Below are 26640 nucleotides of genomic sequence, written 5' to 3'. Positions count from 1 at the left end.
AAAAAGCCCCCCTGCCGTCGACAGGGGGGCCGTTTGGACAATTGCCGCCTAATCCTTGTAGATGATCGTGCCCACGTGCTCGCCCGCCAGGGCGGCATGGAGATGCTCCGGGTGCCTGAGGACGTCGATGATCTGGAAGGACTTCAACGTCTTGGCGTTCTTGAGGAAGGTCAGGACCGGCCGCTCCACGATGAGGTCCTCCAGGTCCATGGCGATCAGCTCCTCCACATGGATCTTGTCGATGAACTTGAGCTTGGCCGTATCCTTGGCCTTCTTGGGATCGCTCTCGAACATGCCCTTCTCGTCCTTGAGGTAGATCAGGGACTTGGCGCCGATGTTCTCGGCCAGGAGGAACGCGCCGGAGTCGGTCCGGTGGGGCGGGATGGACCCGTGCTCCGCCGGATGCTCGAAGAACCCGTAGGGCGGGATGCCGGTGGTGATGGGCAGATAGCCGAGCTGGCAGTACATGTGCAGCTGCTCCAGGTGCGCGCCGTGGCCGATGAGCGCCGCGCCGTGCTTGGCCAGGAGCACGGAGAGCATCTCCGCGTTCTGGGCCGAGACCTTGTCGCCGAGCTTGGAGAGCACGCCCGTGGGCATGCCCAGGTCCACGCCGATGGAGTAGACGTGGCGGGCGCGGGTGCCGCCGCCGCACATGAGCAGGAGCTTGTGCTTCTCCTTGGCCTTGACCAGTTCCTCCAGGATGGGAAACAGCGCCTTGGCCCCGCGGTCCATGATGGACTGGCCTCCGATCTTGAGCACGTTGACGTCCGGCTGCATGCGGAAGTACTCGCTGGCCTCCGTGCGCTTGAGCAGCCCACGGTCCACCAGGGATTCGCCCATCAGCGGGGTATCAATATGCAGTCTGCCTTTCTCGTCCTTTTCCTTGATGAGCTTGCCCATCCGGCTTTCCTCCGAAGTTGTGGTTGGAGAGGGCATTGTACCATCCGTCAACCAAATGGCAAGCCCGTTAGCGTTACCGGGATTCCGGCACCGGCTAGATCTTGATCCTGCCCCGGTCGAGGAGATGGCACAAGCAGATGCCGGCGCCGAAGGCCCAGGCCAGGTTGGAGGCCAGGGTGATGCCGAGCATGACCACGACCACGAACAGATGCGACCGGGACGACACGTCCTGCACCGTCAGGGCCAGCTGTGACCCCGCGAAGAACAGGAGCACCCCCAGCACGCCCATGGGCAACAGGTGCAGCACGTTGACCGCGCCGTCGCCCAGGAGCAGGGCCAACCCGGCGAACAACCCGCCGATGATCAGATTGGACCCGGCGGTGCGCGCCCCGAAGGCGTAGTGCGCGGCCAGGCCGCCCGCCCCGTGGCAGACCGGCATGCCGCCCACCAGGGCGGAAAAGACGTTGGACAGCCCCATGGACACGCACAGGGCGCGGTTGGTCACCTTCCGGCTTTCCTCGCCGAAATACTCGTGGCTCAGGTCCCTGTTGGCGATGACCGCGTTGCCCATGGTCATGGGAATCTGCGGGGCCACCAGGATGACCAGGGCGTAGGAGAAGTCGGCCATGGACGGGAACCCGAAGGGCAGGATCGAAGGGATGTGCACCCCCGGCTGGACCAGTGTCAGCTCCCGCCACGCACCCAGGGCAATCCCCGCTATCGCCCCCGCCGCGACCACCACCAGCCCGGCCGGGAAACGACGGCTGCGCAGGAGAAACAACGTGACCACGCCGAACGCCAGGCCGAGGATCAAGGACAGCGGCACCGGGCCGATGGACTGGAAGGCCAGGTAGGGCTCCACCGCGCCGCGCATGGTCTGGAAGCTGTTGCTGCCCGCGATCAGGGACGCGCCCTTGGTCAGCAGCAGGATGCCGGTGGCCATCTGCACCCCCCGGATGACGGGCAGGGGCACGATGCGGGCCACGGTGTTGACCAGCCCCGTCGCTCCCAGGACCAGCAGCACCACGGCCAGCAGGATACCGGATGCCGTGATCACCTGCGGCGAAAGCGCCATGGCGATGCCGTAGGCGGAGATGACCTTCATGGGCTGCACCGCGATGGGTACGCGGTAGTACAGGCCGCCCACGATGTACATGAGGCCCACCGTGAGAAACAGGCCCGTGGCCGACAGCCCGTTGATCATGATCATGCCGAAGGCCAGGGGGAGCAGCGTGCCGAGGTCGCCCATGGACCCGGCCCATTCCATCCTGTTGAAGCTCAGTTTCATACTAACCGCCCTATGGTAATTCCCTCGCAGTTTACGAGGAAATAACAGAACCCGCATAATGCCCGCAACTGTAATCTGTTGACTTCGCGCCTGTTTTTCATCTCTTTTTCCCTATATACATCATACGGAATATCAATACACCCCCTTCCGGCTGTCACGGGGGCAAAAAAAACGGGGAGCGGGCCGCCCGATCGTCCGCAGCCGGGATGGCCCGCCCGGAGAACGTTGACTTCCCGGCGTGTTTCCACGACAATCCGGGCCTATTCCGAGCCGATTCCCGGCAAGGCAACCAGGAGCCGACATGAAACACGAGTCCATCAGCAAGCGGGACATGAAGCGGTACCAGCTTCAGGCCAAGTCCATCATCGAGACCCTGCCGTTCATCACCGAGTTCTACGGCAAGACCATCGTCATCAAGTACGGCGGCAACGCCATGATCGACGAGGAACTGAAGCGCGCCTTCGCCCTGAACATCATCCTGCTCAAATACATCGGCATCAACCCCGTGGTCATTCACGGCGGCGGGCCGCAGATCGGCAAGATGCTCTCGGCCCTGAACATCGAGTCCCACTTCCGGCAGGGATACCGGGTCACGGACGCGGCCACCATGGACGTGGTGGAGATGGTCCTGGTGGGCAAGGTGAACAAGGAGATCGTCAACCTGATCAACCTGCACGGCGGCCAGGCCGTGGGGCTGTCCGGCAAGGACGGACGGCTGATCACCGCCGAGCCCAAGGAGCTGGCCATCGAGAAGAAGGACGCCCCGCCCGAGATCATCGACCTGGGCAAGGTGGGCGAGGTCACCTCGGTCAACACCAAACTCATATACTCCCTGCTGGGCGACGGGTTCATCCCGGTCATCGCGCCCGTGGGCGTGGACGACCAGGGCGAGACCTACAACATCAACGCCGACTCAGTGGCCGGGGCCGTGGCCACCGCGCTGGGGGCCAAGCGTCTCTACCTGCTGACCGACGTGCCCGGCCTGCTGGACGGCGAAGGACAGCTGATCACCTCCCTGACCGCCAAGGAGGCGTTCGAGGCCATCCGCTCCGGCGTGGTCACCGGGGGCATGATCCCCAAGATCAAGTGTTGCCTGGAGGCCGTGGCCGGGGTCGAGAAGTCGGCCATCATCGACGGCCGCGTCGAAAACTGCATCCTTTTGGAGCTGTTCACCAAATCCGGCATCGGCACCGAGATCATCTACTAGGCGGACGGATGCAACACGGATTTTTCACCATCATTTCGCGGTCCGAGTTCGAAGACAAACTGCGCGGGTTCACGCCGCTTGAGGCGGAGACCGTGGACCTGGCCGGGTGCGCCGAGCGCGTCCTGGCCCAAGACATGATCGCGCCCCACGACTGGCCGCTGCTCAACCGGTCCTGCATGGACGGGTTCGCGGTCAACGCCCGCGACGCCTTCGGGTCCAGCGAGACCAATCCCGGCTACCTGGAATGCGTGGCCAGCCTGCCCATCGACAAGTTGCCGGACATTGTCCTCAACCCCGGAGAATGCGCGCGCATCGCCACGGGCGGCGTGCTGCCCGAAGGCGCGGACAGCGTGGTCATGGTCGAGCATACCCAGGCCATGGAACAGCAGGTGGTGGGCGGGACTATCGAGATCCGCAAGTCCGCCGCGCCCTTCGACAACGTCATGCAGCGCGGGGAGGACGCCCGCGAGGGGGCCGTCGCCCTGAACGCCGGGACCCTGCTCCGGCCCCAGGAGATCGGCCTGGCCGCAGCCCTTGGTTTCGAGAGCCTCGCCGTGCGCCGCCGCGCCAGGGTCGGCATCCTGTCCACCGGCGACGAGCTGATCGAGGTGGGCGAGATCCCCCGCCCGGGTCAGGTGCGCGACGTGAACACGCACACCGTGGCCGCCCTGGTGGAGCAGGCGGACGGTCTGCCCACGCGCTACGGCATCGTCAAGGACGACATGGTCAGCCTGAGCCACGCGCTCAAACGGGCCATCGAGGAGAACGACCTGGTTCTCCTGTCCGGGGGCAGCTCCATCGGCGTGCGCGACCTGACCGTCCAGGCCATCGAGGCCATGGACGACTCGGAGATCATGGCCCACGGCGTGGCCATCAGCCCCGGCAAGCCGACCATCCTCGGCCGCGTGGGGCAAAAGCCGGTCCTCGGCCTGCCCGGCCAGGTGACCTCGGCCCTGGTGGTGGTCCACGTGCTGGTCCTGCCGCTCATCCGCCACCTGCACGGCGACCCGGGCGCGTTCTCCCCGAACCGCCGCTGCCTGCGCAAGGCGGAGCTCGCCCGCAACGTGGCCTCCAAGCCGGGCCGCGAGGACTATGTCCGCATCCGGCTGGAGGAGCGCGAGGGGCAGCCCCCGCTGGCCCACCCGGTGCTCGGCAAGTCCGGCCTGCTTCGGACCATTGTCCAGGCCCACGGCCTGGCCGCCATCCCCGCCGAGTCCGAGGGACTCTACGCCAACGACCTGATTGATGTATGGATTGTGTAACTGCTTGAAAACGCAGTTATTCGATTAAAACAAGTCTTCCTGGCCATCGAGTTCCAGGATCTTCCAACCTTCGGTGCCCTTCATGAGCACGAAGACCGAATCCTCGGTCAGGTTCTCGTCCAGGTTCGCCACCTGGACGCGGTAGGAGCCGAACACCCGGACCTCGGCCACGTCCTTGTCCAGATAGACCAGCTCGAAGCCCAGCCCGGACGGGTCCACCATGGCGGTGCGCAGCACGCGGTAGGTTCCGCGCTGGCGCTGCATCTCCTTGAAGACCTCGAACTGGAAGTCGAAACGGTCGCGCACGTGGGGCGCGAAGAGCTGGGCGTAGTCCTCGTCCAGGGAGGTCTGGAGGACGTAGAAGGTCCGGAGCAGCTCCTTGATCTCGTCTGGAACGGGGTTGACGGTGTCCACGGGCGGCGGCCCGGGCGTGAAGTCCGCACCGGCAGGAGCGCCGTCGGGCAGGGACATCAGGGTCAGGTAGAGCTTGATCTCGGACACGGCCAGCTTCATCCGGGCCAGGGGCGCGCCCTCGGGAAAGACCGTATCGACCACGATGCGCAGGGACTTGTAGGGCTTGCCCGGACATTCGATGATCTGTTCGCCCTTTTCGTCGCGCAGCCAGAACGGGAACTCCGTGCCGTCGGGATAGACCACCCGGCCGGACCGGATGCGCCGAAATTTATCGAACTGCCCTTCGCCCTGGTGCCCGTTGTACACGCCGAGCCGGGTGACCCGCACGGGCATGCCGAAGGAGAACTCCATCCACTGCCCTTCGCCCGAGGAGATGCTCCCCCGGCCCAGGCCGTGGCCGGGTCCCCGTCCATCAGGTTCCCCGGCGCATACTCCAGCCCCAGGTCCATCTTGAAGCTGGACACCTTGACGTCCACGTCCAAGGCCCACCCCGCCCCGCTCCAAAGCAGGACGGCCAGGACCACAATCAGGAGGATATGAGGACGGACTCCGCGCATGCCCGGTTCTCTATCACACCACCCCACCCCCCGTCCTGTATAAAAACACCCCCTCCGCAGCCACCCTCCCCTCTCCTTGGAATGCCTTTGGGGCGCAACCTCAAACAGCGCCACCCCGGCATCGCCAAAGCGAACAACACACCTCCTATGAAGCGCCTTTGAGGCGCAGCCTCAAACAGCGAATCTCACTCCGCACCGCGTAACGAACAACACACCTCTTCTGGAGCGCCTTTGAGGCGCAGCCTCAAACAGCGACCCCAGCCCCCGCACCGCCATAGCGAGCCCCCCCCTCTTTGGAGCGCCTTTGAGGCGCAGCCTCAAACAGCGAATCTCACTCCGCACGGCGTAACGAACAACGCGCCTCTTTGGAGCGCCTTTGAGGCGCAGCCTCAAACAGCGGCTCTCTCCCCCGCACGGCGAAAAGAACAGCGGCCCTCTTTGGAGCGAAGCGGCTCCCCCCTCCGCGTCCGTAAGCAGTGAGGCTTTCGAGAGTGGGTCAGGCGTGCATTTTCTTCCGGGGGGCTTTCACCGCAGCGTAGCCGTCTACGTGAGGATGAAAGCCCCCCGGAAAAAATGTGCGAATGGCCCGCTATCGGAAGCCGCCGCCCCTAAAACGAGACCCGATAAAAAAAGGGGGGAGCCGCTCGGCTCCCCCCTTTTTTTATCGGGTCTCGTTTTAGGCTAGTACCTGTAATGGTCGGGCTTGTAGGGTCCTTCGGGGTCCACACCGATGTAGTCGGCCTGCTTCTTGGTGAGCTTTTCGAGCTTCACGCCGAGGCGGGCGAGGTGCAGGCGGGCGACTTCCTCGTCGAGCTTCTTGGGCAGGATCATGACCTTGGGCTCGTAGTCGTTCAGGGCCAGGTCGATCTGGGCCAGGGCCTGGTTGGTGAAGGAGTTGGACATGACGAAGCTCGGGTGGCCGGTGGCGCAGCCGAGGTTGACCAGGCGGCCTTCGGCCAGGACGATGATGGACTTGCCGGAGGGCATGGTCCACTTGTCCACCTGGGGCTTGACGGTCTTCTTGACGCAGCCCTTGGTCTTCTCCAGGTAGATCATCTCGATCTCGGAGTCGAAGTGGCCGATGTTGCAGAGGATCGCCTCGTCCTTCATCATCTCCATGTGCTGGCCGGTGACCACGTGGTAGTTGCCGGTGCAGGTGACGAAGATGTCGCCGCGCGGGGCGGCGTCGTCCATGGTGGTCACCTCGTACCCTTCCATGGCGGCCTGCAGGGCGCAGATGGGGTCGATCTCGGTGACCAGCACGCGCGCGCCGAAGCCGCGCATGGACTGGGCACAGCCCTTGCCCACGTCGCCGTAGCCGACCACGACCACGACCTTGCCCGCGACCATGACGTCGGTGGCGCGCTTGATGCCGTCGGCCAGGGACTCGCGGCAGCCGTAGAGGTTGTCGAACTTGGACTTGGTCACGGAGTCGTTGACGTTGATGGCCGGGAAAAGCAGTTCGCCCGCGCGCTGCATCTCGTAGAGACGGTGCACGCCGGTGGTGGTTTCCTCGGACACGCCCCGGACCTTCTTGGAGATTTCGGTCCACTTGGTCGGGTTGGCCTTCACGGACGCGGCCAGACGGTCCATGATGATCTGGAACTCGTGCACGTCGTAGGTCTTGTCGCACAGGGACGGGTCGGCCTCGACCTTGACGCCCTGGTGGATGAGCAGGGTGGCGTCGCCGCCGTCGTCCACGATCAGGTCCGGGCCGGAGCCGTCGGGCCAAGTCAGGGCCTGCTCGGTGCACCACCAGTAGTCCTCCAGGGTCTCACCCTTCCAGGCGAAGACCTTGGCCATGCCGGAGTCGGCAATGGCGGCCGCGGCGTGGTCCTGGGTGGAGAAGATGTTGCAGGACGCCCAGCGGATGTCCGCGCCCAGGGCGTGCAGGCATTTGATGAGCATGGCGGTCTGGATGGTCATGTGCAGGGAGCCGGTGACCTTGAGCCCCTTGAGCGGCTTGTCCTTGCCGTATTTATCGATGATGGACATGAGGCCCGGCATCTCGCGCTCGGACAGCTGCATCTCCATGTGGCCCCACTCGGCCAGGGACATGTCGGCGACCTTGTTCTCGCATTTGGGATCGACGGGCGTGACGTTCTTGGACATAATTTCCTCCAAATATGGGGTTGGTGACTATCGTTTTTCGGCCTCGTACAAAACGACGACGAGGCCCATGTTGACGGTGAATTCCGTGACCGAGAGGACGTTGAAGCGGGCCTGGTCCAGCCAGCCTACCATCTTTTCCCGGGGTATGCCCAGCCTGCGGTCACCGTACTCGGTGCGCATCAGCTCGTTCTCGTGCTGGTCGAACTCGGCGATCAGCAGCCGGCCGCCGATCTTGAGCACGCGGGCGGCTTCGCGCAGGGCGTCCACGGGCCGCGCCAGGTGGTGCAGCACCAGGGACATGACCGTGCAGTCCGCCTCCCAGTCGCGCAGCGGCAGGTGGGTCATCTCGCCGATGCGCAGGGACATGCGCGCATCGCCGGAGAACCGTTCCTCGGCCAGCTCCAGCATCTTGGGCGAGTTGTCCACGCCGATGACGGTCTTGGCCGACCGCGACAGGATCTCCAGCATGTCGCCGGTGCCGCAGCCGATGTCCGCGGCGCAGTCGCATTGCGGCAGCCGGGACCGGATCTCGCGGCCCAGGTCCAGATCGCCCAGGACCTCGGCGGTCATGCGGTCCCACTCGGACGCGATGTCGTCGAAGAACTGGCGGGTGGCGGCGGTCCGCTCGCGGATGACCTTCTCGGCCCGGTTGCGGTCACGGGTCAGCTCGGGCTCATCGGCCATGAGCTCGCGCACCCCGTTGAGGAACGCCCGGCCGGGGCCTTCCTCGCTGGCCCGGTAAAAGGCCCACAACCCGTCCCGGCGCACGTGCACCAGCCCGGATTCGGACAAAATCTTGAGGTGCCGCGATATCCGCGACTGGCCCATCTCCATGACCTGGACGATCTCCCCCACGTTGAGCTCGTATTCCAGCAGGACATTGACCAGCCTGGCCCGGGTGTCGTCCGACAAGGCTTTGCAATATTTTATTATTTCCATAAGCTGCGCTCTATATCAGGATATCTTGATATACGGAACAATCGTTAACTAGCGTATGCGCCCCACGCCGTCAAGCCCCGGATGGTCGTACCCGCCATATAATCAATTATATCATTGTAGCGGCTTGAAATGTTTCGTATAGGCATTTCAAAGCAACCCCTACAGGAGCGTATGATGAAACTCGGTTATCCCTTGATATTCATGGCCTGCCTCGTCCTTTCTGCCTGTTCGGCGGCCACCCAGAACATCCCGGTCAGTTCCAACCCCGACGGGGCCATGGTTCTGGCCGACGGCCAGCAGGTGGGCACCACGCCCTGCAACGTGACGCTGGAAAAGACCCAGCCGCACATCCTGACGCTGAAAAAGGACGGCTACAAGCAGGTGGACGTCCAGATCACCCGCAAGTACGACACCGCGGGCGTGACCCGCAACGCCACCCAGTCCGGCATGTGGCAGAGCTCCAACGGGGCCAACACCGAAGGCGCGGTGGCCAACGCCCTGATGAGCGTGGGCGCGCAGGAGGAATCCGGCGACGCCTACGTGCTCTCGCCCGCCTCGGTGGTGGTCAACCTGCGCCCCCTGGGCGGAAATCCGCAGGCCGCCCGGGAACAGGCTCCCCGACAGGTGGCCCAGGGCGACGAGCCCATCGTCATTTCCAAGGACCAGCTCGATCCGGCGGACCAGCAGCGGCTGGATGAGCAGAAAAGCGGCGACGTCTCCACCACCGAGCCCGCCACCTTCGGCGGCGCGGTGGCCGACGACCCGGCCAAGGAGGCCGAGGCGGTCCTCGAAGGCGGGGCCGTGGCCGCGCCCACCGTGGGCACGGACAAGTCGTGGGGCTCCAGCCACAGCTCGGAGCATCACGGAAACGACGGCTCCTACACCAAGACCACGACCAGCACCAAGGCGAGCGTCGGGGTGCACGTCAACCCGGTCGAAGCGGGCCTGGAAGCGATCAAGCTCCTGGAAGGGGCGGAAGGCGAGTCCGCACAATAGCCGAATACGCGTTCAAAGGCCCCGCTCCGGCGGGGCCTTTTCTTTTTTTGCCAACAACGTCCGCATCGTATTATGCTTGCGCTGCCCTGCCGATGTTTGCCATAGTATCATCGGACACTCGCCCAGCCGGTTGGGCGGGACCCCGGTCAATACACACCGGCAGGTAAAGGAGACGTCATGTTCAAGAAGATACTCCTGGCGGCCGCCCCGCAGATCGACACCCAGACCGCGCCCAAGGCCGCCTTCGACATTGCCCGCAGGCGCGGCTCCGAACTCATCCTGTTCCACACCCTGCCCCTGGGACGCGATCCCTGGTGCTCCTTCGACGACGTCGTCCCCTGCGAGACGCTGGTCAAGTCCGCCGAGAAGAAGATCGCCGAGTTCTATGCCGACGACCTCAAGGACATCCCCAACCATTCCATCCGGGTGACCACGGGCACGGCCCACGAGCAGATGCTCAAGATCATCCACGCCGAGGGCATCGACCTGATCGTCATGGGCCACCACACCCAGCCCCCGCACCGGGCCGACCGCATGTGGGGCGTGGTGGACACCACCATCCGCAAGGTCTGCGCCAACGTGTTCTGCCCGGTCATGGTGGTCACCAACGCCATGCCCGACCAGGGCGAGATCAGGCGCATCGTCATGGCTACGGACTTTTCCACCCCGTCGGACTCGGCCCTGTGCTACGCGGCCCAGCTGGCCGGGGCCAACGACGCCCACCTGGACATCTTCCACGTCCTCGACGTGGGCCAGGCCACGCCCAATCCCGAATACTACATGCAGAACATGGACGTCTTCATCGACAAGGCGCTGGACAGGATGAAGAACCGCTATTCCAAGGCGCTCGACGGCATCAGCCACTCCTTCCACTGCTGGGAGGGCGTCCCGTACACCGAGATCCTCAAGCAGGCCCGGTGGCAGGACGCGGACGTGGTCATCATGGCCCAGTACTCCTCCAGCGAGGACCACGCCAAGCCGTCCGTGGGCTCCACCACCATCCAGGTGGCGCTCTCGCCGGGCTGCCCGGCCATCCTGGTCAACTACCGGCCCCGCCGGTGCATCTAGGAGCGCCCATGGCCCGGCCCATCGCGCTCCTCGCCACCCTGGCCTGCCTGGTCCTGGCCTGCGGCTGCGGCGTGCCCAAGCAGAAGATACCGGTATCCACCGACCCCCTGGGCGCGACCGTGTACGCGGACGGCAGGAAGGCTTGCTCCTCCACGCCCTGTGCGGTCAGCCTGGACCGGACGTCCGATCACCTCCTGACCATCGTCAAGGAGGGGTACGTCCAGGAAGAGGTCGTCATCCGCCGGCGGTTCAAGCCCGACCGGGCCCTCCGCGACGGCATTCTCTCCGGCATCGTCAAGGGCGGCGACCCCGAGACCGTGGCCGCAGAGACCGCACGCGAGGTGGACGAGCAGGAACGCAGCGGCGAGGCGTACGAACTCGTGCCGCCCATCGTGACCATCCGGCTGACCCCGGCCGGGAAGGAGATTTGATCATGGCGTACAGACGCGGCAGCGGGCCGAAACGGCGCAAGGGAGCGGCCAGCCTGAGCGACGCCCTGCCCCGGTTCCTGGACCGGCTGGACACGCGCGGCGGCATGGCCCTGGTCCGGCTGTGGCGCAATTGGGACGAGTTGCTCGGCGAAATGGCCCGGATGGCACGGCCCCTGGGGCATCGCGGGTCCAAGCTCATCCTGGCGGCGGAAGACCCCGTGGTCATGCAGGAAGCGTATTATCTGGGGCCGATGATCCTCGAAAAGGTCAATGGTTTTTTGCGTCAGGAAGTCTTTGACAAAGTGGTGTTCGAGCTGCTAAACGGCAGAGTTCCTTTGGACGGAGAGATCCGGCCGGAGGCTCCCAAGCCTCCGAGGAAACTTAAAAAACCTGAGAAGTTAGGCAGCCTTAATGAAGAGCTGGACCCGGATTCGCCTGTTGGCAGGTGCTATCGGGCTTACCAGCAGATGTTTGACGACTCGTAACCCAATTCCGCTTCAGGTATTTTTTTTAAGGAGTACACCATGAGCGAAGAAGTAAAAGAGATTTCCTTTGACGAGCTTGGCCTGACCAAGCCCCTCGAGAAGATGACCGCCAAGGAGCTGCGTGCCCTGTGCATGGACAAGCTCCCGATGATCACCGGCGCCTCCGGCAAGGAGAAGGACGAACTGGTCCAGGAGATCAAGGACGTGTTCGGCATCGTGGACGAGGAGCAGGTCTCCCCGTACAAGAAGCAGATCCACGAGATCAAGCGCCAGATCCGCGCTCTCCGCGTGAAGAAGGCCGAGATCGAGGACCGCACTCAGCGCGACCGCGTGCGCCGTCAGATCACCAAGCTGAAGAAGCGCACCCGCCGTCTGGCCCGCGCAGTCTAAATTAATTGAAAAAAGAAGTTGACATAAAGAGGTCCAACCCTTAAATCAACTTCTCGCTGCTGGGCTGTCGTTCAATTGGCAGGACGACGGGTTCTGGCTCCGTTAATCAAGGTTCGAGTCCTTGCAGCCCAGCCAATCTTCTGTCCCCATCGTCTAGCCTGGTCCAGGACGACGGCCTTTCACGCCGTTAACAGGGGTTCAAATCCCCTTGGGGACGCCAAGGAATTACAAGGCCTTACGCAGATTGCGTAAGGCCTTTTCCTTTTCACGTGTCACCCGCAAGTGTCATTTTTTCGGGATCAGCTTCCGACCGCATCGGCCAGGGCCGCATCCAGGGCATCCACAGCCCCGGTGGTCTTCTTCACCCGAAGGATGTACCGCTGGGTCGTGGCGATGGACTTGTGCCTGAGCAGGTGCTTCACTTCCATGATGGTCGCGCCGTTGTCAATGGCCACACGAGCAGCCAGGTGACGGATGCCGTGAAAGCCGAACGCCTTCACCCCGGCTTCGGCGCACAACCGCTTCAGCCACCGATTGTTCGGGTCCAGAAGGCCGTTGAACCGACTGCCAAAGACCAGGTCCTCGGAGCCGGACACCAGCTTCCATTCGGCCAGCTTGGCGCGAAGCCCTGCGGACATGGGGAGTTCGTCGAATTCCGCGTTTCCGCTTCGCCGCTTCCGTGTCCAGTAGCCGACAAGCCCGGAACCGAAGTCAACCTCGCTCCACTTGAGCTTCCAGAGCTCGCTCCTGCGCGGCGCGGTATGGAAGGCCAGCAACAGCAGTTGCCTACGACGAGGTCCGGCCAAGCCCACCGTCTTGCGGAAGTCGTCCAACGGCGGGACGTATCGCGGATGGCGATCCTCGGGGAACCTGTCCACATGCTGAAAGGGATTGTCCCGGTCCAGATTGAGGTACTTGATCCCCCACACCCAGGCTGCGGCAAGGTTCTTGCGATCCTTGTTCGCCGAATTCCCGGATACCGCCTTGGAGACCCTGGCCAGATGCTCCAGAGCCACGTGAAGGCTGATTCGCCCGACCAGCGACCGGTCGTCCCTGAGGAAAGCCCCCAGTCGCTGGAAAGCCAACCGCTTTTCGTTGTAGGTCTTCCGGCACATCGTGGCCTCAACGTGATCGAGGTAACGATTCGCCCATTCCGTCACGGTCAGAGCCCGGCCAATCACATCGGCCTTGGCAGGATTTCTCTGGTCGGCCACCTTCAATGCCTTGACGGTTTCGCCTTCCCAATCTTCTGCCTGTCTCTTGGTTTCAAAGAACTTCGTGCGCCTGATGATCGGACCATGTGTCGGGGTGAAACGCACCACGCCCCGCCACCGTTTTCCTTCCTTGTAAGGCATATTTTCTCCTGCAGGGAAGGTCGCTTACCATTATTGAAGTTACCAAATGCCATGACGATCCGTCAAATCGGACCGACTTGCGCCTTCGTCCGAGACTGGCGTCTTTTCTGCATGGCCGACCTGGCCCCTGGCGATGTACGCCTTGAGCAGATCATGGTGAAATCGGATGCCCCGTTTCCCGATCCGAAAAGCCCCCAGCGCGGCAAGCATGGCCGGAGTTCTGACCAGGCTTTCCGAACAATTCAGGATTCGGGCGACATCCTTGACCTTCAATGCGTTCGACATGCGACCTAAACCAAAGGGTTAAACACCTGTCCCGCTTCGGGACTCCCAGCCAACCCTTCAGTCTGATCACACCGGCACCTTTGAACTCAAGGAATCGGGATAGGGTATTTTCACTTTTTTCGATGAGTCGCTCATGAGGGGCGAAAGTCATCCCTGCCCATCGGCCACAAGCCGATGGGCGGGGATGACGGTTGCCTGGAGATGGATCGCCTGAGCGATCCATCTCCAGGCAACCTCACGCCCAAAAGGAAGCCCCGCCGGAAATGGCGGGGTTTCTTCTAACGGGAGCTGCCAAGATAGGCGTCGGACACATCCCGGCGACCGGGGGAATGGCCGGCAGTGACTTCGATGTCGTGTCGAGTCGGGGCCATTCGTCCCCAGCAGTGTCCCGCGCAGCCTCCTGGAAGGCCGCCACGGATTCGTGCTGGTTGGGCGGCTGAAAGCCCGTGTGTTCGACGTACATGTGGTGGAACCGCTCATGGCGGTTGCCGTGCATCGTCCACCCGCTTTCCTTCTTGGTGAAGCCGCAAAGCCTGGCCGCGTAGGACAGCTTGTTCAGCCATTTGTCGCCCATTCCTTCGGGCATCAGGGTGTTGATACCGGGCCTGTCGGATTGGCTGACATAGGGCAGCGCTCTCTCAAGAGCATCCTGCTGCCGATCGGACAGGTTGTACAGCGTCCTGGGTCGTCCCCCTTTGGGCCCGTGCTGGATGAGCAGGCTGCGGCCTTCCTTGTCCCAATCGTTGATCAGATCGACTTTTGCCGATTCTTCCCGGCGAAGACCCAATTCGTACTGAAGACGGATCTGGGCGGCACACCGGGGACCGTATTCGTAGCCAACCTTGTTTTCCAGCTTCTCGATTGCCCCATGGACGAAGGCGGGGGCAACCGCTTTGCTGTTGGCATTGGCTATGGTCCCGCGCTTCACGCCGAACACGTCATTGGTCGGGCTGATGCTGCCATTCCCATAGGTTTCACATAGGACTCGGGCCGCCGAAAAGACTTCGGCGATACGCCCGTCCCCTATGTTTTCGTCTTCCATTTGCTTGGCTACCGCCGCGAAATGCTTGTTCGTGACATTGGTCCATTTGCGAACCCCGAACCCTGCACGGCGAAGCCGCTTGGCAAAGGCTCGGGCATTCTGACGGACCCTGTGTTGTTTTGAGCGCGGACCGGACAGGGTTGCCCTGTTCGCGCCCAGTACCAGACTGATGGATTTCATATGGAATCTCCTTCCTGAAGTTCGGGGCAGTGCCCTGGGACAAAGCAGGTCGGACCTTCCCCGTTCGCCGGGAAATGACCTGCCTATGGCGCGAATGCGCCACACAACAACCGACACGGGACAAATCAATGTCCGTTTCCCACAGAAGGAAAAATCCTGAGAATCCATTCAATAAGGGGTGCCACCACGCAGGCTCGTTCGTCCTGCGCATAAGCGGTGGCCGTGGGGGAATTTCGACAACGGCAGACTTCTAGATGCCTGTCGTTTGTCCGGCGGGGGTGCTGTGCTTCAGCCTGGCGCTTGGATGTGAAAGTGTGCCGTTTGGAAATAAACGGCAGCGAAGTCTTTGGCATTACGGCATGTTAGTGCCTACTTAAGCGTTCATCAGTTTAGACTTCGTCAAAACTTATGAACGCGCCTGAACGCGATCTATACCTCCTTCAGGTGACCAATTTATCCGGTGGATATGCCCCACCATATGACGCCGCAAAACATTCGCGCAAGCTCCGGCGGCACGAATTCTTCACCTCCCGCCGTTTTCCCTGCGAGCGTGACGCAAGCAGCCGCCGAGGCAAGGCCAAGCCCTTCGGGCGGACGTTTCGCGATCCGGCCTTGCCCCGACGACTTTGCTTGCGTCGTCATCCGCGCAGGCGACGGCGAGAGGGATGGCGGTTTCGACTCCGGCTCAAGGGATATGAATTGAGATAACAACTATCTTAAGACGAAGAAAAGCCAGGGCAACGGAATCCGTTGCCCTGGCTCTTTTGGATTGGATTGCGGCGGAACTACATCATGCCCTTCATCTTGGACATGGTCTGTTCCATCTGGTTGATGCCTTCCATCATCATGGACATGCCCTTGTCGGCGTCCTTCTTCATCACGCCCATGCCCTTCATGGTGGTCATCATCTCCTTGTTCATCTCGGACATGTGGGCCTGCATCCCGGCGTCGCCCTGCTTCTTGGCGTGCGCCTCCATGCCGGCCATGCCGTGGTGCATGTCGGTCATGTGCTTGTCCATGGCCTTCATGGCCGCCTCGCGGCCCGCCGGGTCCTTCATGGCCTCGACGTCCATCTTCATCATCTGGAGGTTCTCCTCCATGACCTTCATGCTCTGGGCCGGGGTCATGTCTCCGGCCTTCATGTCGCCGTGGCTCATGTCCATGGCGAAAGCCAGACCCGAAACGAGCAGGGTCAGGGTCAGGACCAGGGTGGCGGTGGTAACTTTCTTCATAGTGATACTCCTTGAAGTCATTGGTTTATGTGTTGCTATGGTTAGACAGTGTCGCTTTCCGGAAGCCCCTGCTTCGCGGCGCGCTTGAACTTGATCTCCTCGACCCAGCAATACAGCGTGGGCACCACGAAGACCGTCAGGATGGCGATGGTCATGCCGCCGAAGGAGGGGATGGCCATGGGCACCATGATGTCCGCGCCGCGTCCGGTGGAGGTCAGCACCGGGATCAGGGCCAGGATGGTCGTGGCCGAGGTCATCAGCGCCGGGCGGATACGCCGCTGAGCGCCCTCCAGGATGGCCGCCCGGATGGCCGGGACGCTGGCCGTGTCCCGCCTGTCCCGGCTCTCATCCAGGTAGGTGGCCATGATCACGCCGTCGTCCGAGGCGATGCCGAACAGGGCCAGGAAGCCGACCCAGATGGCCACGCTCAGGTTGATCTGGTGGACCTGGAAGAGGTCGCGCATGTGGGTCCCGAACACGCTGAAGTTCAGGAACCAGTCCTGGCCGTAGAGCCAGATCATCAGGAACCCGCCGGACCAGGCCACGAGGATGCCCGAGAAGACCATCAGGGTCGTGGCCATGGACTTGAACTGCAGGTACAGGATGACCACGATGACCATCAGCGCCAGGGGCAGGATCACTGCCAGCTTCTTCTGGGCGCGGATCTGGTTCTCGTAGTTGCCCGCGAACTCGTAGGAAACGCCGCTCGGCACGGTCAGCCCGCCCGAGGCGATCTTGCTGTCGATGTAGCCGCGCGCGTGCTCCACTACGTCCACCTCGGCGTAGCCGGGCTTCTTGTCGAAGAGCACGTACCCGATGAGGAAGGTGTCCTCGCTCTTGATGACCTGCGGTCCGCGCACGTAGCGCAGCTCGGCCAGCTGCTTGAGCGGGATCTGCTGGCCGCCTGGCGCGGCCACGAGGATGTTCTCCAGCGCCTCCATGGAGTCGCGCAGCTCGCGCAGGTAGCGCACCCGCATGGGGTAGCGCTCGCGGCCCTCGACGGTGGTCGAGAGCATCTTGCCGCCCACAGCCACCTCGATGACGTCCTGGACCTTGGTCAGCTTGATGCCGTAGCGGGCGATCGCCCTGCGGTCGATGACGATCTCCAGGTACGGCTTGCCCACGATGCGGTCGGCGACCACGGCCGCGGGCTGGATGGTCGGGACTTCCTTGAGCAGCCGTTCCAACTGCAGGCCAAACCGTTCGATGGTCGCCAGATCCGGTCCCTTGACCTTGATGCCCATGGGGGCGCGCATGCCGGACTGGAGCATGACGATGCGCGCGGCGATGGGCTGGAGCTTGGGGGCCGAGGTCGAACCGGGGATATCGGCGGCGACCGCGATCTCGTCCCAGATGTCGTCCGGCGAATGGATGCCCGGCCAGGAGGCCCTTCCGGGGTTCAGGTCCGGGTCCAGCGGCGTGCCGCCGAGCGAGGTGCGCTTCCGGGGTTCAGGTCCGGGTCCAGCGGCGTGCGCCACTGCCGGAAGGGCTTGCCCTCGGGGTCGGGGATGAGCTTCCCGGCTTCGTCGCGGGCGTAGTAGCCCCGGACGATGTAGGGCAGACCGTCTCCCGCGGGCAGCGGTGTGCCGTCCACGGAGCGGAAGTAGTCCTTCTGGTCCTCGTCGAAGCGGAAGCGCAGCCGCTCGCCGGACTCGTCGATGATGTACTCCGGCTTGTAGTTGATGACCGTCTCGATCATGGACACCGGGGCCGGGTCCAGCGGGGTCTCCGCGCGGCCGAGCTTGCCCGCCGCTTCGTCCACCTCGGGGATGGTCCGAATGGACATGTCCTGCTTGGACAGGACGTCCTGGACCTCGCCGATGGAGGCGTGGGGCATGGTCGTGGGCATGTACAGGAACGAGCCTTCGTCCAGCGGCGGCATGAATTCCTTGCCCAGGCCGGGAAAGACGTTCATCAGCCCGCCCACCGGCCCGGAGGCCCGGACCGAGTCGGGCAGCCAGGAGGTCATGGCCCCGGCGCCGAACCAGATGGTCCCGCCGAGCAGAATGATCGCCGAGGGCAGGCTCAGGAAGGCCAGCTTGTGGTCGAGAACCCAGTGCAGCATGTTCGGGTACCAGCGCTGGAAGAGCTGGAAGAAGAGCATCAGCCCGCCGATGAGCATGGAGACGAAGAGCACGTTGCGCATGTCGCCCTTCTCCGGCCCCAGCGGGAGCCAGTGCGAGGCCAGGAAAATGGTCACCAGAGCGATGACGCCCCAGTTCTCCAACTTGGAGAAGATGATCTCGCACCTCGGCGGCAGGTGATGGCCGAAGATGCGGTGCAGCCCAAGGACGATCAGGAAGAGGCCGACCCACCACTTGACCAGGATGCAGATGGCCAGACCGACACCGATGTACAGGATGTCGACCAGATGGTTGGGCAGCCGCTTCTTCGCGTTGGGGTCCTTGCGCCGGTAAATCAGGTGGGCGATGGCCGGGAGCACGGTCAGGGCCACGATGATCGAGGCGATGAGCGCGAAGCTCTTGGTGTAGGCCAGCGGCTTGAAGAGCTTGCCCTCCGGCCCTTCCATGGCGAAGACGGGCAGGAAGCTGACGATGGTCGTGGCCACCGCCGTCATGATCGCGCTGCCCACCTCGGACGCCCCCTCGTAGATGACCTTGAGGCGGCTCTCGTCCAGGGAGGCGTTCTCGAATTTATTGATGATGTTCTCACAGATGATGATGCCCATGTCGACCATGGTGCCGATGGCGATGGCGATGCCGGACAGGGCCACGATGTTGGCGTCCACCTTGAACGTCTTCATGCCGATGAAGACCATCATCACGGCCAGCGGCAACAGCGAGGAGATGAGCAGCGAGCTGCGCAGGTGCATGACCGCGATGAGGACCACGATGATGGTGATCAGGATTTCCTCGGTCAGGGCCGTGTCCAGGGTGCCAAGGGTCTCGTTGATCAGCCCGGAGCGGTCGTAGAACGGGACGATGGTCACCTTGGAGACCGTGCCGTCGGGCAGGACCTTGGACGGCAGGCCGGGAGAGATGTCCGCGATCTTGGCCTTGACGTTCTTGATGACCTGGAGCGGGTTCTCGCCGTAGCGGACCACGACCACCCCGCCCACGGCCTCGGCCCCGCCCTTGTCGAGCACGCCGCGCCGAAGCGCCGGGCCGAGCGAGACCTTAGCCACGTCCTTGACCCGGATGGGCACGTTGTTGGAGACCTTGATCACGGCCTCTTCGATGTCGCCGAGATTCTTGACGAAGCCGATACCCCGGATGAGGTATTCCACGCTGTTGATCTCGATGGTCCGCGCGCCCACGTCGAGGTTCGACTGCTTCACCGCCGCAAAGACGTCCTCCAGGGCGACCCCGGCCGCGCGCATGGCGTCCGGGTCCACGTCGATCTGGTATTCTTTGACGAAGCCGCCCACGGACGCGGTCTCGCTGACGCCGTCCGCACCGAGCAGGGCGTAGCGCACGTACCAGTCCTGGATGGAGCGCAGCTCGTCGAGGTCCCAGCCGCCGACAGGGTTGCCGTCCTCGTCGCGGCCCTCCAGGGTGTACCAGAAGACCTGGCCGAGCGCTGTAGCGTCCGGACCCAGCGTGGGCTGGACCTCCTGGGGCAGGGTGCCGGGCGGCAGGCTGTTCAGCTTCTCCAGGAGCCGCGAGCGCGACCAGTAGAACTCCACGTCCTCGTTGAAGATGACGTAGATGGTCGAGAAGCCGAACATGGAGTAGCTGCGCACTGTCTTGACACCGGGTATGCCGAGCAGGGCCACGGTCAGCGGGTAGGTGACCTGGTCCTCCATGTCCTGGGGCGAGCGGCCCATCCACTGGGTGAAGACGATCTGCTGGTTCTCGCCGATGTCCGGGATGGCGTCCACCGGGACCGGGTCGCGGGGCAGCCCTTCGATCTTCCAGTCGAACGGGGCCACGACCAAACCCCAGCCCAGGATCAGGAAGACCATGAGGAAGACGACCAGCTTCTGCTCCAGGCAGAACCGGATGATCTTGTCGGTCAGGTTCTTGGCTTCCAAACGGGGTTGCTTTTCCATCTGCCGCCCCTAGCGCTTGAGCTGCTTGTTGATTTCACCGCAGGTGGACATGGCCGCGCCGAAGTACGGGTTGTGCACCTCCTCGCTGCGCTGCAGCCAGACCGCGCCCTCGTAGTCGAAGGCCATGGGGCAGAATATCTCGAACAGCGGGCCGTCGGTCTCGACGCCGAGCTTGAGCACGGCCTCGGACAACCCGGCGGAGAGCGGGTCGAACCCGGTGCGGATGCCGACGATGTCTCCGGCGTCGCGGATGGCCGCCAGCCCGTCGTTCATCCGGGCCAGGGCATCGCGCCAGACGTTGTGGGCCGGGCCGCTGAGGCCGGATTCATCGACCAGGCGCAGGGACTCGGACATCCGGGCTGCGGCCTTGCGGGCCGCCTCGGCGTCGTCCACGGCCAGGGCGGCGGCCAGCGGCTCATAGCTGGCGTAGACCAGGCCGAGCTGCTGCCGGAACGGTTCCGGGGCGGTCAGCGACTGCGCGTCGCCCAGGTTGAAGTCCTTGCGCAGGGCAGCATAGTGGCCCTGCATCTCCGTGAATATCTCGTTCAGCCGCTGCCCGTCGGCGGCCTCGGCCCCGAGGATCGCGTCGTTGCCGAGCAGCATGGAATGCTCGTTCCAGCGCAGGGCCGGAACGCCCTCCAGGGAGGAGCCGTCGATCAGGCGCAGGTCCTTGTTGAACTGGCCGAAGGCGAGGTGCGTCTTGTCGAGCTCCCCGGTCCCGACCGCCGCGCTCAGCGACTCGAAGGACTGGTCGAGCAGCGCGAGCTTGGAGACGAACAGGCTCGGAAGCTCCTCGCTCACCGGCGTGCTGGCGCTCGTCGGGTTCATCATGGACGGCCGGGCCACGATCTGGACCGCGCTGTCGATCTTGAAGTTGCCCTTGGTCACGACCAGGTCACCTTCCTTGAGGCCGCTCTTGACGATATAGTAGTTGCCGGCGCGGGGGCCGAGCACTATCTCGCGGCCCTCGAAGGCCCCGGGCTTGTCCGGGTTGGCCACGTAGACCACGGCGCGCTTGCCGGTGATCAGCGGGGCCGAGGCCGGGATGACCAGGGGCGACTCCCCTGCGGTCTTCTTGCCGCCCTCCTTCTGCTGGGTGGCGCGCACGAGCATGCCGGGCTTCAGGCTGCCGTCCTTGTTGCCGACCTCCAGCCGGACCCGGACGGTCCGGGTCTGCTCGCTGACCAGCGGGTCGATGTACACGACCTTGCCCTTGAACATCTTGCCCGGATAGGCCTCGGTCTGGAACTCGACCTGCTGGCCGAGCGCGATCCACGGGAGGTCGGACTCGTACGCCTCCAACACGACCCACAGGGTCGAGAGATCGGCCACGGAATAGATGGAGGTGCCGGTCTTGACGTACTGGCCCTCGTTGACGTCCTTCCTGATGACCACGCCGCCCTGCGGGGCGTAGAGGGTGATGTGGTCCGCCGCCTTGCCCTCGCTCGCCACCTTGTCGATTTGTCTCTGGGTCAGCCCGAGCAGCCGCAGTTTCTCGCGGGACGCCTCCTCGGTGCGCTTGGCGCTCTCCTTGACCAGATTGAGATTGCTTCCCTTGAGGTCCTCCATGGCCTTGATCGCCTGGATCAGCTCGGCCTGGGCGGTGAGCAGCTCCGGGCTGTAGATGGAGACCATGGGCTGGCCCTGCTTGACCCGGCTGCCGGTGTAATCCACGTACATGGTATCCACGCGACCGCCGGTCCAGGCGGTGATGCTGCGCACCCTGGTCTCGTCGTAGTCGACCTTGCCGACCATGCGCGTCTCGACCGCGACATCCAGCCGGCGGACCGCCTCGGTGGCGATCCCGGCCAGCTTTTGCGCGGAGTCGGTCAGGGTGATCTCCCTGACGCTGGCCCGGGTGCCCTCGGCCTCGCGCTTGAGGGGGATAAGTTCCATAAAGCAGATGGGGCACTTGCCCGGTTCGGGCAACTGGATCTGCGGATGCATGGAGCAGGTCCAGATGACGTTGCCCTTGTCGTCGAAATGTTCCTCAAGGTCGTGGTCGCCTTCGATCTGGCCGACCTGGGCCGGCATGTCCGGGACGCTCGCGCCCTTGACCAGGTAGCCGGCGGCAAACGCGGCCAGGGAGAGGAGGAGGATGGCGGTGACCATCCGGGGGTTCCTGAATCTGATCATGATGTCCTCTGCTTCGGCTCGGCCTGGGCGGCGGGGGCGTCTTCGGGGACGACGCCGTCGGCCTCCATGGCGGCCATGTACGTATCCGGTGTTTTCTTGAACTCGGGCGGACAGGACGGACAGCAGAAATAGACCCGTTTGCCCTGATAGTCCGTGAAGAGTTCCCTGTTGATCTCGAATCCCATGACCGGGCAGAGCTGCTGATTACCCGGTGCGGCGTCCACCTGTCCGACCGTCAAGACCCCCAGCGGGGTGAGGACGGCGAAGAGAAGAACCACGGCCATGGTCCATGCAAGTCGTTTCATCCCTACTGATCCTTGCTCAGGAGCGAGCCGTGGAATTCGCACGGCAGCTCGACCCCGACCAGGGTCTCTATCTCGGCCAGCCGCTGCGCCTGATCGGCCAGGGCGCGGTAGTAGGCGAGCTTGAGTTCCAGCAGGGTCTGTTCGGAATCGATAAGATCCAGCGAGGTCCCGGTGCCGGTCATGAACCCCTCCATGACCACGCCCAGGGACTGCTCCGCCTTGGGCACCAGGGTGTCGCGGTAGAGGTCTATCTTCCTTCCCGCGTCGCGATACTTGTACAGGGCCAGCTCCAGGTCGGCCCTGAGCTTGCGCTGAAGCCCCATATGACTCCGCTTGGCCGAGATAATCTTGGCCTGGCTCTCCTCCACGGCCGCCTCGCGGGCGCCGAACCACAGAGGCACGTTGAAGGACATGGTGGCCATGACCGGGTTGTCTCCGTCGCCCATGACGCCGGGGTTGCGGGCCTTGTCGACCTCGGTCACGTCGAGGCCGAAGGTGAAATCAGGGTAGTAGTCGCGCTCGGCCAGGTCCCTGCCCGCCTCCTCCCTGGCCAGGACGGTCTCCCAATAGGCCAGCTGCGGGTTGGATTCGTCGAGCATGGCGACGAGCGCGTCGTCGCTGTCGGTGATGGACATGGCCGGCACGGATGCCGGGAAGGGGATGTCGGCGTCGGGCGGATTGTCGAGGAGGGAATTGAGGCGGGCCGCCAGAGGGCGCTTCAGGTCCTTGAGGGAATTGAGCCGGTCCTCAAGCTTGCCCAATTCGACCTGGGGCCGGATGATGTCGGAGTGCTTGGCCGAGCCCGAGGTGTAGCGGGCCGTGGCGATCTTTTCCAGGTACTGCATCAGCTCGATGTTTTCCCCGGTGATCTCGATGGCGCGGGCCAGATAGGCGTATTCGTAGTAGAGCTTCTTGACCTCGAGGAAGGTGGTCAGCTTGAGGGCGTCGAACTTGGCCTTGAAGCCGTCCGCCTCGCGCAGGGCCATGCGCTCCTTGGCCCCGAGCTTGCCGAAGAACGGCAGGGACTGGGAGAGGCCGTACTTGTAGCGGGCCGGGCCGCCGCGCGTCTCCAGCGGGGTGGTGTAGTAGCCGAAGTTCAGCCGAGGGTCGGGCAGCGTGTCGGCCCGCACGGCGCGCTTGATGGCGGCCTGCCACTGCTGGAAGGCGGCCCGCAGGTCGTTGTTGTTCTCGGCGGCCAGACCGAGGTACCCCTTGAGATCGGCCAGCTCGGCCCGGTCGCCGAGGTAGCTCCCGGGTACGGCCTCGTCCCGGACGGTGGTTTCCGGGGCCACGGTCTCGGTCTCGGACGCGGCTCCCGATGCGCCCGTCATGGCGATGAGCATGACTGCGGTGAGGGAAATGGTCTGGAAGATTCTGTTCATTACGGCTCCACGCTTTTTTGATAAGCATTACCAATGTGCATGCCAGTGTTTCTGTTTGTCCTTTATTTCAGTATATTGCCTGTAGGGCTGCGGGTATTTCCGACTAAAATGGTCAAGAACTGTGCATTCCACTGCACACAGTGTGCACAAATATGTGCAAGAATTGGTTGTGCAAGACTCCCAACCATAAAAGACTACTACAGATCGGCCCGGTTGTGGTATGATAATCGGGAAAAGTCCGGACCGGGTCCGATGTGGAACAAAGGGTGCATTCCCACCGGGAAAATCTCAGGGCCGCGGGCCGCCCCGCAGCCGCCAAGGTATGACTCCGTATGCGCATTCAATACAAATTAATGATCCTGCTGATGTCGATCTCCCTGATCCCCCTGCTGGTGGTCGGGGTCAGCGTCCGCAGGGACCTGATCGCCATGAGCGAGACCCTGGCCACCCGGAGCGGCAACATCCTGGTGCACAAGGCGAGCACCGGGCTGCAGCGCATCGTCGTGGACCACGCCCGGGTCCTGCTGGGTGAGCGGCAGCTGCTCGAATCCACGGCCCTGCTGCTGGCCTCACGCATCGAGGGCGTGCTCTCCGGCCACGCGCATATGCCGGACGAGGAGACCTTCACCCTGGGCGAAACGGCCCAGCGCGAGGCGGCCGGAGACTATTTTATCCTGCACATGGGCAACCCGAGCCCCCTGGTCGTGGACTTCTCCCGGGCTGACAGCGAGGGGCCGGGCGTCGGGACCACGGCCGAGCACCTGATCCCGCTGCTCGGTAAGGTCAAGTTCGACTACCCCGGGCTCATCCTCTGGCTCCGCGTGACCCTTGATGACGGCACGGTGCTGACCTACCCGCAGGCCAAGTCCGGGAGAATGCGGGGCAGGGGCGGCATGAACGCCCCGCAGGCCATGGACGGCGAAGGCGGGCCGCTGCAATCGAAGCTGGCCTGGACCACGCCCAAGGTGGACCCGGCCACCCGGCGTATGGCCTTCGAGGTCTCGGCCCCGATCCGCGATGCCCAGGGAGCGCTTCAGGGCAACCTGACCCTGGTCATCCCGGTGGACTCCGTGCTGCGCAAGAACCGGCACGTGAGCATCTTTTCCTCCTCGGCCGACGCCCTTCTGGTCCGGCCGGAACCGGGGGCGGAGGGCAGCCCCGCCCGGGTCAGAATCGTGGCCGAGGAGCAGAGCGACCGCAGCGGTCCTGCCCACTGGATGGTCCCGGAGAGCGAATCCTGGATCGAACCCACGGACCCGGAGCAGTTCGGCCTCATGGCCGACAGCCTGCTCGCGGGCAAGCCGGGCGTGGTCGGCATGGAGCACCTCGGCGGACAGGCGCTGTGGGCGTTTTCACCCATGGACGAGAACGGCACCTCGCTGTTGATCATCGTCCCCAAATCCGACATCGTTCGCGACGCACAGGCCGCCCGCGCCTTCGTGGAGGAACAGGTGGACGAGCACAACAGCAAGATGGGGTTCGTGGCCCTGGCCGTGGCCGTCTCCGTCCTGCTGCTCTCGCTGTTCCTCTCCCGGATGTTCACGCGGAACATCAGTGAACTGGCGGACTCGGTCCGGAGCGTGGCCAAGGGCAACTTCGCGGTCCGGGCGACCATCCGCTCCACGGACGAGGTCGGTCAGCTCGGCATGGCCTTCAACAGCATGATCCCCGAGCTGAAGGAACGGGTGAAGCTGAAGAATTCCCTGGAGGTCGCCCAGGAGGTGCAGCAGAGTCTGCTTCCAGCAAAGCCGCCCGCTTTCGACTGGGCGGACGTGGCCGCCACAAGTTCCTATTGCGATGAAACCGGAGGCGACTATTACGGATTCATCCGCCGTTCTTCGGGGGAAAGCGAAGGGTTGATCGTGGCCGTGGGTGACGTCAGCGGTCACGGCATGCAGGCTGCGCTGCTCATGGCTTCGGTTCGCGCTTACTTGCGCGGCCAGCTCTCCGGCGACGCCGGGCTGGACGAGGCCGTGCGCCGGGTCAACGAGCTGATCACCGATGACGTGGAAGGGACCGGCCGATTCATGACCCTGTTCCTGCTGGAGCTGGTCGATGGCGGCGCCCGGTGGGTCCGCGCAGGCCACGACCCTGCCCTGCTCTTCGACCCCGAAGCCGGCACCTTCGAGGAGCTGCTCGGCGACGGGCTACCCCTGGGCGTGACCCATGACGTCGATTTCGAAGTCGGATCCAAGCCGGCGCTTAAGTCCGGGCAATACATCATCATCGGAACCGACGGCATCTGGGAGATGCACTCCCCGTCCGGCGAGATGTTCGGCAAGGAGCGGCTCAAGGACCTGGTCCGGGCCAATGCGGGCCAACCCGCCCGGGCGATCATCACTGCCCTGGAAACGGCCCTAGTCGCATTCCGCGGCCAAGCCGGGCAAATGGACGACATGACCATCGCCGTGGTCCGGAGACGCTGATCGCCGCTGACGCAATCGGTTGAAATTCTGTGGAGTTTTTGACAACCCTGCGCAATGTTGCGCAATCGAAGGCGCAAGAATATGCCATTGATTACATACAAAGGCACCAGGACCGTCTGCCGCTTCGTGGAGACGATATCGCCAACCGGCTCAATTGTATATCAACAGAGTCGGAATTGAAGGTTATGGCACGGTGATTGCGAGGAGTGTGTTGAAACGCGCCCCGAAAAACCCGA

21 protein-coding genes, 2 tRNA genes and 1 pseudogene are annotated in these 26640 nt (G+C 63.7%); 10 read left to right on the top strand and 14 right to left on the bottom strand.

The window, feature by feature from the left end; genetic code table 11:
- Positions 1 to 48 precede the first annotated feature (48 nt).
- Together AWY79_RS06665 and AWY79_RS06660 are read right to left on the bottom strand one after the other, a co-directional pair.
- Positions 49 to 900 carry an amino acid kinase family protein gene (locus AWY79_RS06665; RefSeq protein ID WP_066801835.1) on the bottom strand — a complete coding sequence of 284 codons (852 nt, stop codon included), beginning with the start codon at positions 898 to 900 and terminating at the stop codon, positions 49 to 51.
- 94 nt (positions 901 to 994) lie between these two features.
- Positions 995 to 2188 (bottom strand): putative sulfate/molybdate transporter, encoded by a 1194-nt coding sequence (locus AWY79_RS06660; protein WP_066801833.1) that lies wholly within the window; start codon positions 2186 to 2188, stop codon positions 995 to 997.
- Positions 2189 to 2519: 331 nt separating this feature from the next.
- On the opposite strand from AWY79_RS06660, the gene argB reads away from it, so the two are divergent.
- Both argB and AWY79_RS06650 read left to right on the top strand, forming a co-directional pair.
- Positions 2520 to 3395, top strand: coding sequence for an acetylglutamate kinase (gene argB / locus AWY79_RS06655; protein ID WP_066807072.1), 876 nt, complete (start codon positions 2520 to 2522; stop codon positions 3393 to 3395).
- An 8-nt stretch (positions 3396 to 3403) separates the two neighbouring features.
- The gene (locus AWY79_RS06650) at positions 3404 to 4657 is read left to right on the top strand and encodes a molybdopterin molybdotransferase MoeA (protein ID WP_066801830.1); all 1254 of its coding nucleotides are present in this window, start codon (positions 3404 to 3406) and stop codon (positions 4655 to 4657) included.
- 24 nt (positions 4658 to 4681) lie between these two features.
- Here AWY79_RS06650 and AWY79_RS06645 read toward each other — a convergent pair whose 3' ends face one another.
- From AWY79_RS06645 to AWY79_RS06635, 3 genes are all read right to left on the bottom strand, one after another.
- On the bottom strand, positions 4682 to 5422 hold the full coding sequence (locus tag AWY79_RS06645; RefSeq protein ID WP_233491022.1) for an NADase-type glycan-binding domain-containing protein: 741 nt from the start codon (positions 5420 to 5422) through the stop codon (positions 4682 to 4684).
- 887 nt (positions 5423 to 6309) lie between these two features.
- On the bottom strand, positions 6310 to 7740 hold the full coding sequence (gene ahcY, locus AWY79_RS06640; RefSeq protein ID WP_066801828.1) for an adenosylhomocysteinase: 1431 nt from the start codon (positions 7738 to 7740) through the stop codon (positions 6310 to 6312).
- A gap of 27 nt (positions 7741 to 7767) precedes the next feature.
- On the bottom strand, positions 7768 to 8679 hold the full coding sequence (locus AWY79_RS06635) for an ArsR/SmtB family transcription factor (RefSeq protein ID WP_066801825.1): 912 nt from the start codon (positions 8677 to 8679) through the stop codon (positions 7768 to 7770).
- A 174-nt stretch (positions 8680 to 8853) separates the two neighbouring features.
- Between AWY79_RS06635 and AWY79_RS06630 the strand changes: the two genes are divergently transcribed.
- The 7 genes from AWY79_RS06630 (at position 8854) to AWY79_RS06600 (ending at position 12269) form a co-directional block, all read left to right on the top strand.
- Positions 8854 to 9675 carry a PEGA domain-containing protein gene (locus AWY79_RS06630; RefSeq protein ID WP_066801824.1) on the top strand — a complete coding sequence of 274 codons (822 nt, stop codon included), beginning with the start codon at positions 8854 to 8856 and terminating at the stop codon, positions 9673 to 9675.
- A 177-nt stretch (positions 9676 to 9852) separates the two neighbouring features.
- Positions 9853 to 10743, top strand: a complete 891-nt coding sequence (locus tag AWY79_RS06625; protein WP_066801823.1) for a universal stress protein — start codon at positions 9853 to 9855, stop codon at positions 10741 to 10743.
- 8 nt (positions 10744 to 10751) lie between these two features.
- A complete protein-coding gene (locus tag AWY79_RS06620) occupies positions 10752 to 11174 on the top strand; it encodes a PEGA domain-containing protein (RefSeq protein ID WP_066801822.1) in 423 nt (140 codons plus the stop codon).
- 2 nt (positions 11175 to 11176) lie between these two features.
- Positions 11177 to 11659, top strand: a complete 483-nt coding sequence (locus AWY79_RS06615) for a DciA family protein (RefSeq protein WP_066801820.1) — start codon at positions 11177 to 11179, stop codon at positions 11657 to 11659.
- A gap of 39 nt (positions 11660 to 11698) precedes the next feature.
- Positions 11699 to 12049, top strand: a complete 351-nt coding sequence (locus AWY79_RS06610; protein ID WP_066801818.1) for an Atg14 domain-containing protein — start codon at positions 11699 to 11701, stop codon at positions 12047 to 12049.
- Positions 12050 to 12109: 60 nt separating this feature from the next.
- A tRNA-Gln gene (locus AWY79_RS06605) sits at positions 12110 to 12184 on the top strand.
- 7 nt (positions 12185 to 12191) lie between these two features.
- Positions 12192 to 12269, top strand: a tRNA-Glu gene (locus tag AWY79_RS06600).
- A 79-nt stretch (positions 12270 to 12348) separates the two neighbouring features.
- Here the strand turns inward: AWY79_RS06600 and AWY79_RS06595 are convergent.
- From AWY79_RS06595 to AWY79_RS06560, 9 genes and pseudogenes are all read right to left on the bottom strand, one after another.
- On the bottom strand, positions 12349 to 13404 hold the full coding sequence (locus AWY79_RS06595; RefSeq protein ID WP_066801816.1) for a tyrosine-type recombinase/integrase: 1056 nt from the start codon (positions 13402 to 13404) through the stop codon (positions 12349 to 12351).
- Positions 13405 to 13443: 39 nt separating this feature from the next.
- Positions 13444 to 13689 (bottom strand): MerR family transcriptional regulator, encoded by a 246-nt coding sequence (locus AWY79_RS18710; protein ID WP_133987020.1) that lies wholly within the window; start codon positions 13687 to 13689, stop codon positions 13444 to 13446.
- Positions 13690 to 13967: 278 nt separating this feature from the next.
- Positions 13968 to 14911: pseudogene (locus AWY79_RS06585) on the bottom strand (integrase domain-containing protein).
- Between the two features lie 785 nt (positions 14912 to 15696).
- Positions 15697 to 16143, bottom strand: a complete 447-nt coding sequence (locus AWY79_RS06580; protein ID WP_066801812.1) for a hypothetical protein — start codon at positions 16141 to 16143, stop codon at positions 15697 to 15699.
- 41 nt (positions 16144 to 16184) lie between these two features.
- Entirely contained in the window at positions 16185 to 17621 is a 1437-nt protein-coding gene (locus AWY79_RS19590; RefSeq protein ID WP_335343132.1) for an efflux RND transporter permease subunit, read from the bottom strand.
- Entirely contained in the window at positions 17543 to 20155 is a 2613-nt protein-coding gene (locus AWY79_RS06575; RefSeq protein ID WP_335343131.1) for an efflux RND transporter permease subunit, read from the bottom strand. The genes AWY79_RS19590 and AWY79_RS06575 overlap by 79 nt, the downstream gene beginning before the upstream one ends.
- A 9-nt stretch (positions 20156 to 20164) precedes the next feature.
- The gene (locus AWY79_RS06570) at positions 20165 to 22291 is read right to left on the bottom strand and encodes an efflux RND transporter periplasmic adaptor subunit (protein WP_066801810.1); all 2127 of its coding nucleotides are present in this window, start codon (positions 22289 to 22291) and stop codon (positions 20165 to 20167) included.
- Positions 22288 to 22596 carry a YHS domain-containing protein gene (locus tag AWY79_RS06565; protein WP_066801807.1) on the bottom strand — a complete coding sequence of 103 codons (309 nt, stop codon included), beginning with the start codon at positions 22594 to 22596 and terminating at the stop codon, positions 22288 to 22290. The genes AWY79_RS06570 and AWY79_RS06565 overlap by 4 nt, the downstream gene beginning before the upstream one ends.
- Positions 22597 to 22598: 2 nt before the next feature.
- Positions 22599 to 23978, bottom strand: a complete 1380-nt coding sequence (locus AWY79_RS06560) for a TolC family protein (protein ID WP_066801805.1) — start codon at positions 23976 to 23978, stop codon at positions 22599 to 22601.
- Positions 23979 to 24331: 353 nt separating this feature from the next.
- Here AWY79_RS06560 and AWY79_RS06555 point away from each other — a divergent pair, with 353 nt between their 5' ends.
- Entirely contained in the window at positions 24332 to 26404 is a 2073-nt protein-coding gene (locus AWY79_RS06555) for a PP2C family protein-serine/threonine phosphatase (protein ID WP_233491020.1), read from the top strand.
- Positions 26405 to 26640 lie beyond the last annotated feature (236 nt).

The sequence above is a fragment of the Pseudodesulfovibrio indicus genome (assembly GCF_001563225.1).
Lineage (GTDB): Bacteria > Desulfobacterota > Desulfovibrionia > Desulfovibrionales > Desulfovibrionaceae > Pseudodesulfovibrio > Pseudodesulfovibrio indicus.
Note: the sequence above shows the minus strand (reverse complement) of the source record. Positions and strands in the feature narration are given on the sequence as shown.

What these genes read in the sequence shown, in the direction of transcription:
- AWY79_RS06665 (WP_066801835.1), bottom strand. Translation starts at nt 900, where the DNA reads ATGGGCAAGCTCATCAAGGAAAAGGACGAGAAAGGCAGACTGCATATT.
- AWY79_RS06660 (WP_066801833.1), bottom strand. Translation starts at nt 2,188, where the DNA reads ATGAAACTGAGCTTCAACAGGATGGAATGGGCCGGGTCCATGGGCGAC.
- argB (WP_066807072.1), top strand. Translation starts at nt 2,520, where the DNA reads ATGAAGCGGTACCAGCTTCAGGCCAAGTCCATCATCGAGACCCTGCCG.
- AWY79_RS06650 (WP_066801830.1), top strand. Translation starts at nt 3,404, where the DNA reads ATGCAACACGGATTTTTCACCATCATTTCGCGGTCCGAGTTCGAAGAC.
- AWY79_RS06645 (WP_233491022.1), bottom strand. Translation starts at nt 5,422, where the DNA reads ATGGAGTTCTCCTTCGGCATGCCCGTGCGGGTCACCCGGCTCGGCGTG.
- ahcY (WP_066801828.1), bottom strand. Translation starts at nt 7,740, where the DNA reads ATGTCCAAGAACGTCACGCCCGTCGATCCCAAATGCGAGAACAAGGTC.
- AWY79_RS06635 (WP_066801825.1), bottom strand. Translation starts at nt 8,679, where the DNA reads ATGGAAATAATAAAATATTGCAAAGCCTTGTCGGACGACACCCGGGCC.
- AWY79_RS06630 (WP_066801824.1), top strand. Translation starts at nt 8,854, where the DNA reads ATGAAACTCGGTTATCCCTTGATATTCATGGCCTGCCTCGTCCTTTCT.
- AWY79_RS06625 (WP_066801823.1), top strand. Translation starts at nt 9,853, where the DNA reads ATGTTCAAGAAGATACTCCTGGCGGCCGCCCCGCAGATCGACACCCAG.
- AWY79_RS06620 (WP_066801822.1), top strand. Translation starts at nt 10,752, where the DNA reads ATGGCCCGGCCCATCGCGCTCCTCGCCACCCTGGCCTGCCTGGTCCTG.
- AWY79_RS06615 (WP_066801820.1), top strand. Translation starts at nt 11,177, where the DNA reads ATGGCGTACAGACGCGGCAGCGGGCCGAAACGGCGCAAGGGAGCGGCC.
- AWY79_RS06610 (WP_066801818.1), top strand. Translation starts at nt 11,699, where the DNA reads ATGAGCGAAGAAGTAAAAGAGATTTCCTTTGACGAGCTTGGCCTGACC.
- AWY79_RS06595 (WP_066801816.1), bottom strand. Translation starts at nt 13,404, where the DNA reads ATGCCTTACAAGGAAGGAAAACGGTGGCGGGGCGTGGTGCGTTTCACC.
- AWY79_RS18710 (WP_133987020.1), bottom strand. Translation starts at nt 13,689, where the DNA reads ATGTCGAACGCATTGAAGGTCAAGGATGTCGCCCGAATCCTGAATTGT.
- AWY79_RS06580 (WP_066801812.1), bottom strand. Translation starts at nt 16,143, where the DNA reads ATGAAGAAAGTTACCACCGCCACCCTGGTCCTGACCCTGACCCTGCTC.
- AWY79_RS06575 (WP_335343131.1), bottom strand. Translation starts at nt 20,155, where the DNA reads ATGGAAAAGCAACCCCGTTTGGAAGCCAAGAACCTGACCGACAAGATC.
- AWY79_RS06570 (WP_066801810.1), bottom strand. Translation starts at nt 22,291, where the DNA reads ATGATCAGATTCAGGAACCCCCGGATGGTCACCGCCATCCTCCTCCTC.
- AWY79_RS06565 (WP_066801807.1), bottom strand. Translation starts at nt 22,596, where the DNA reads ATGAAACGACTTGCATGGACCATGGCCGTGGTTCTTCTCTTCGCCGTC.
- AWY79_RS06560 (WP_066801805.1), bottom strand. Translation starts at nt 23,978, where the DNA reads ATGAACAGAATCTTCCAGACCATTTCCCTCACCGCAGTCATGCTCATC.
- AWY79_RS06555 (WP_233491020.1), top strand. Translation starts at nt 24,332, where the DNA reads ATGATCCTGCTGATGTCGATCTCCCTGATCCCCCTGCTGGTGGTCGGG.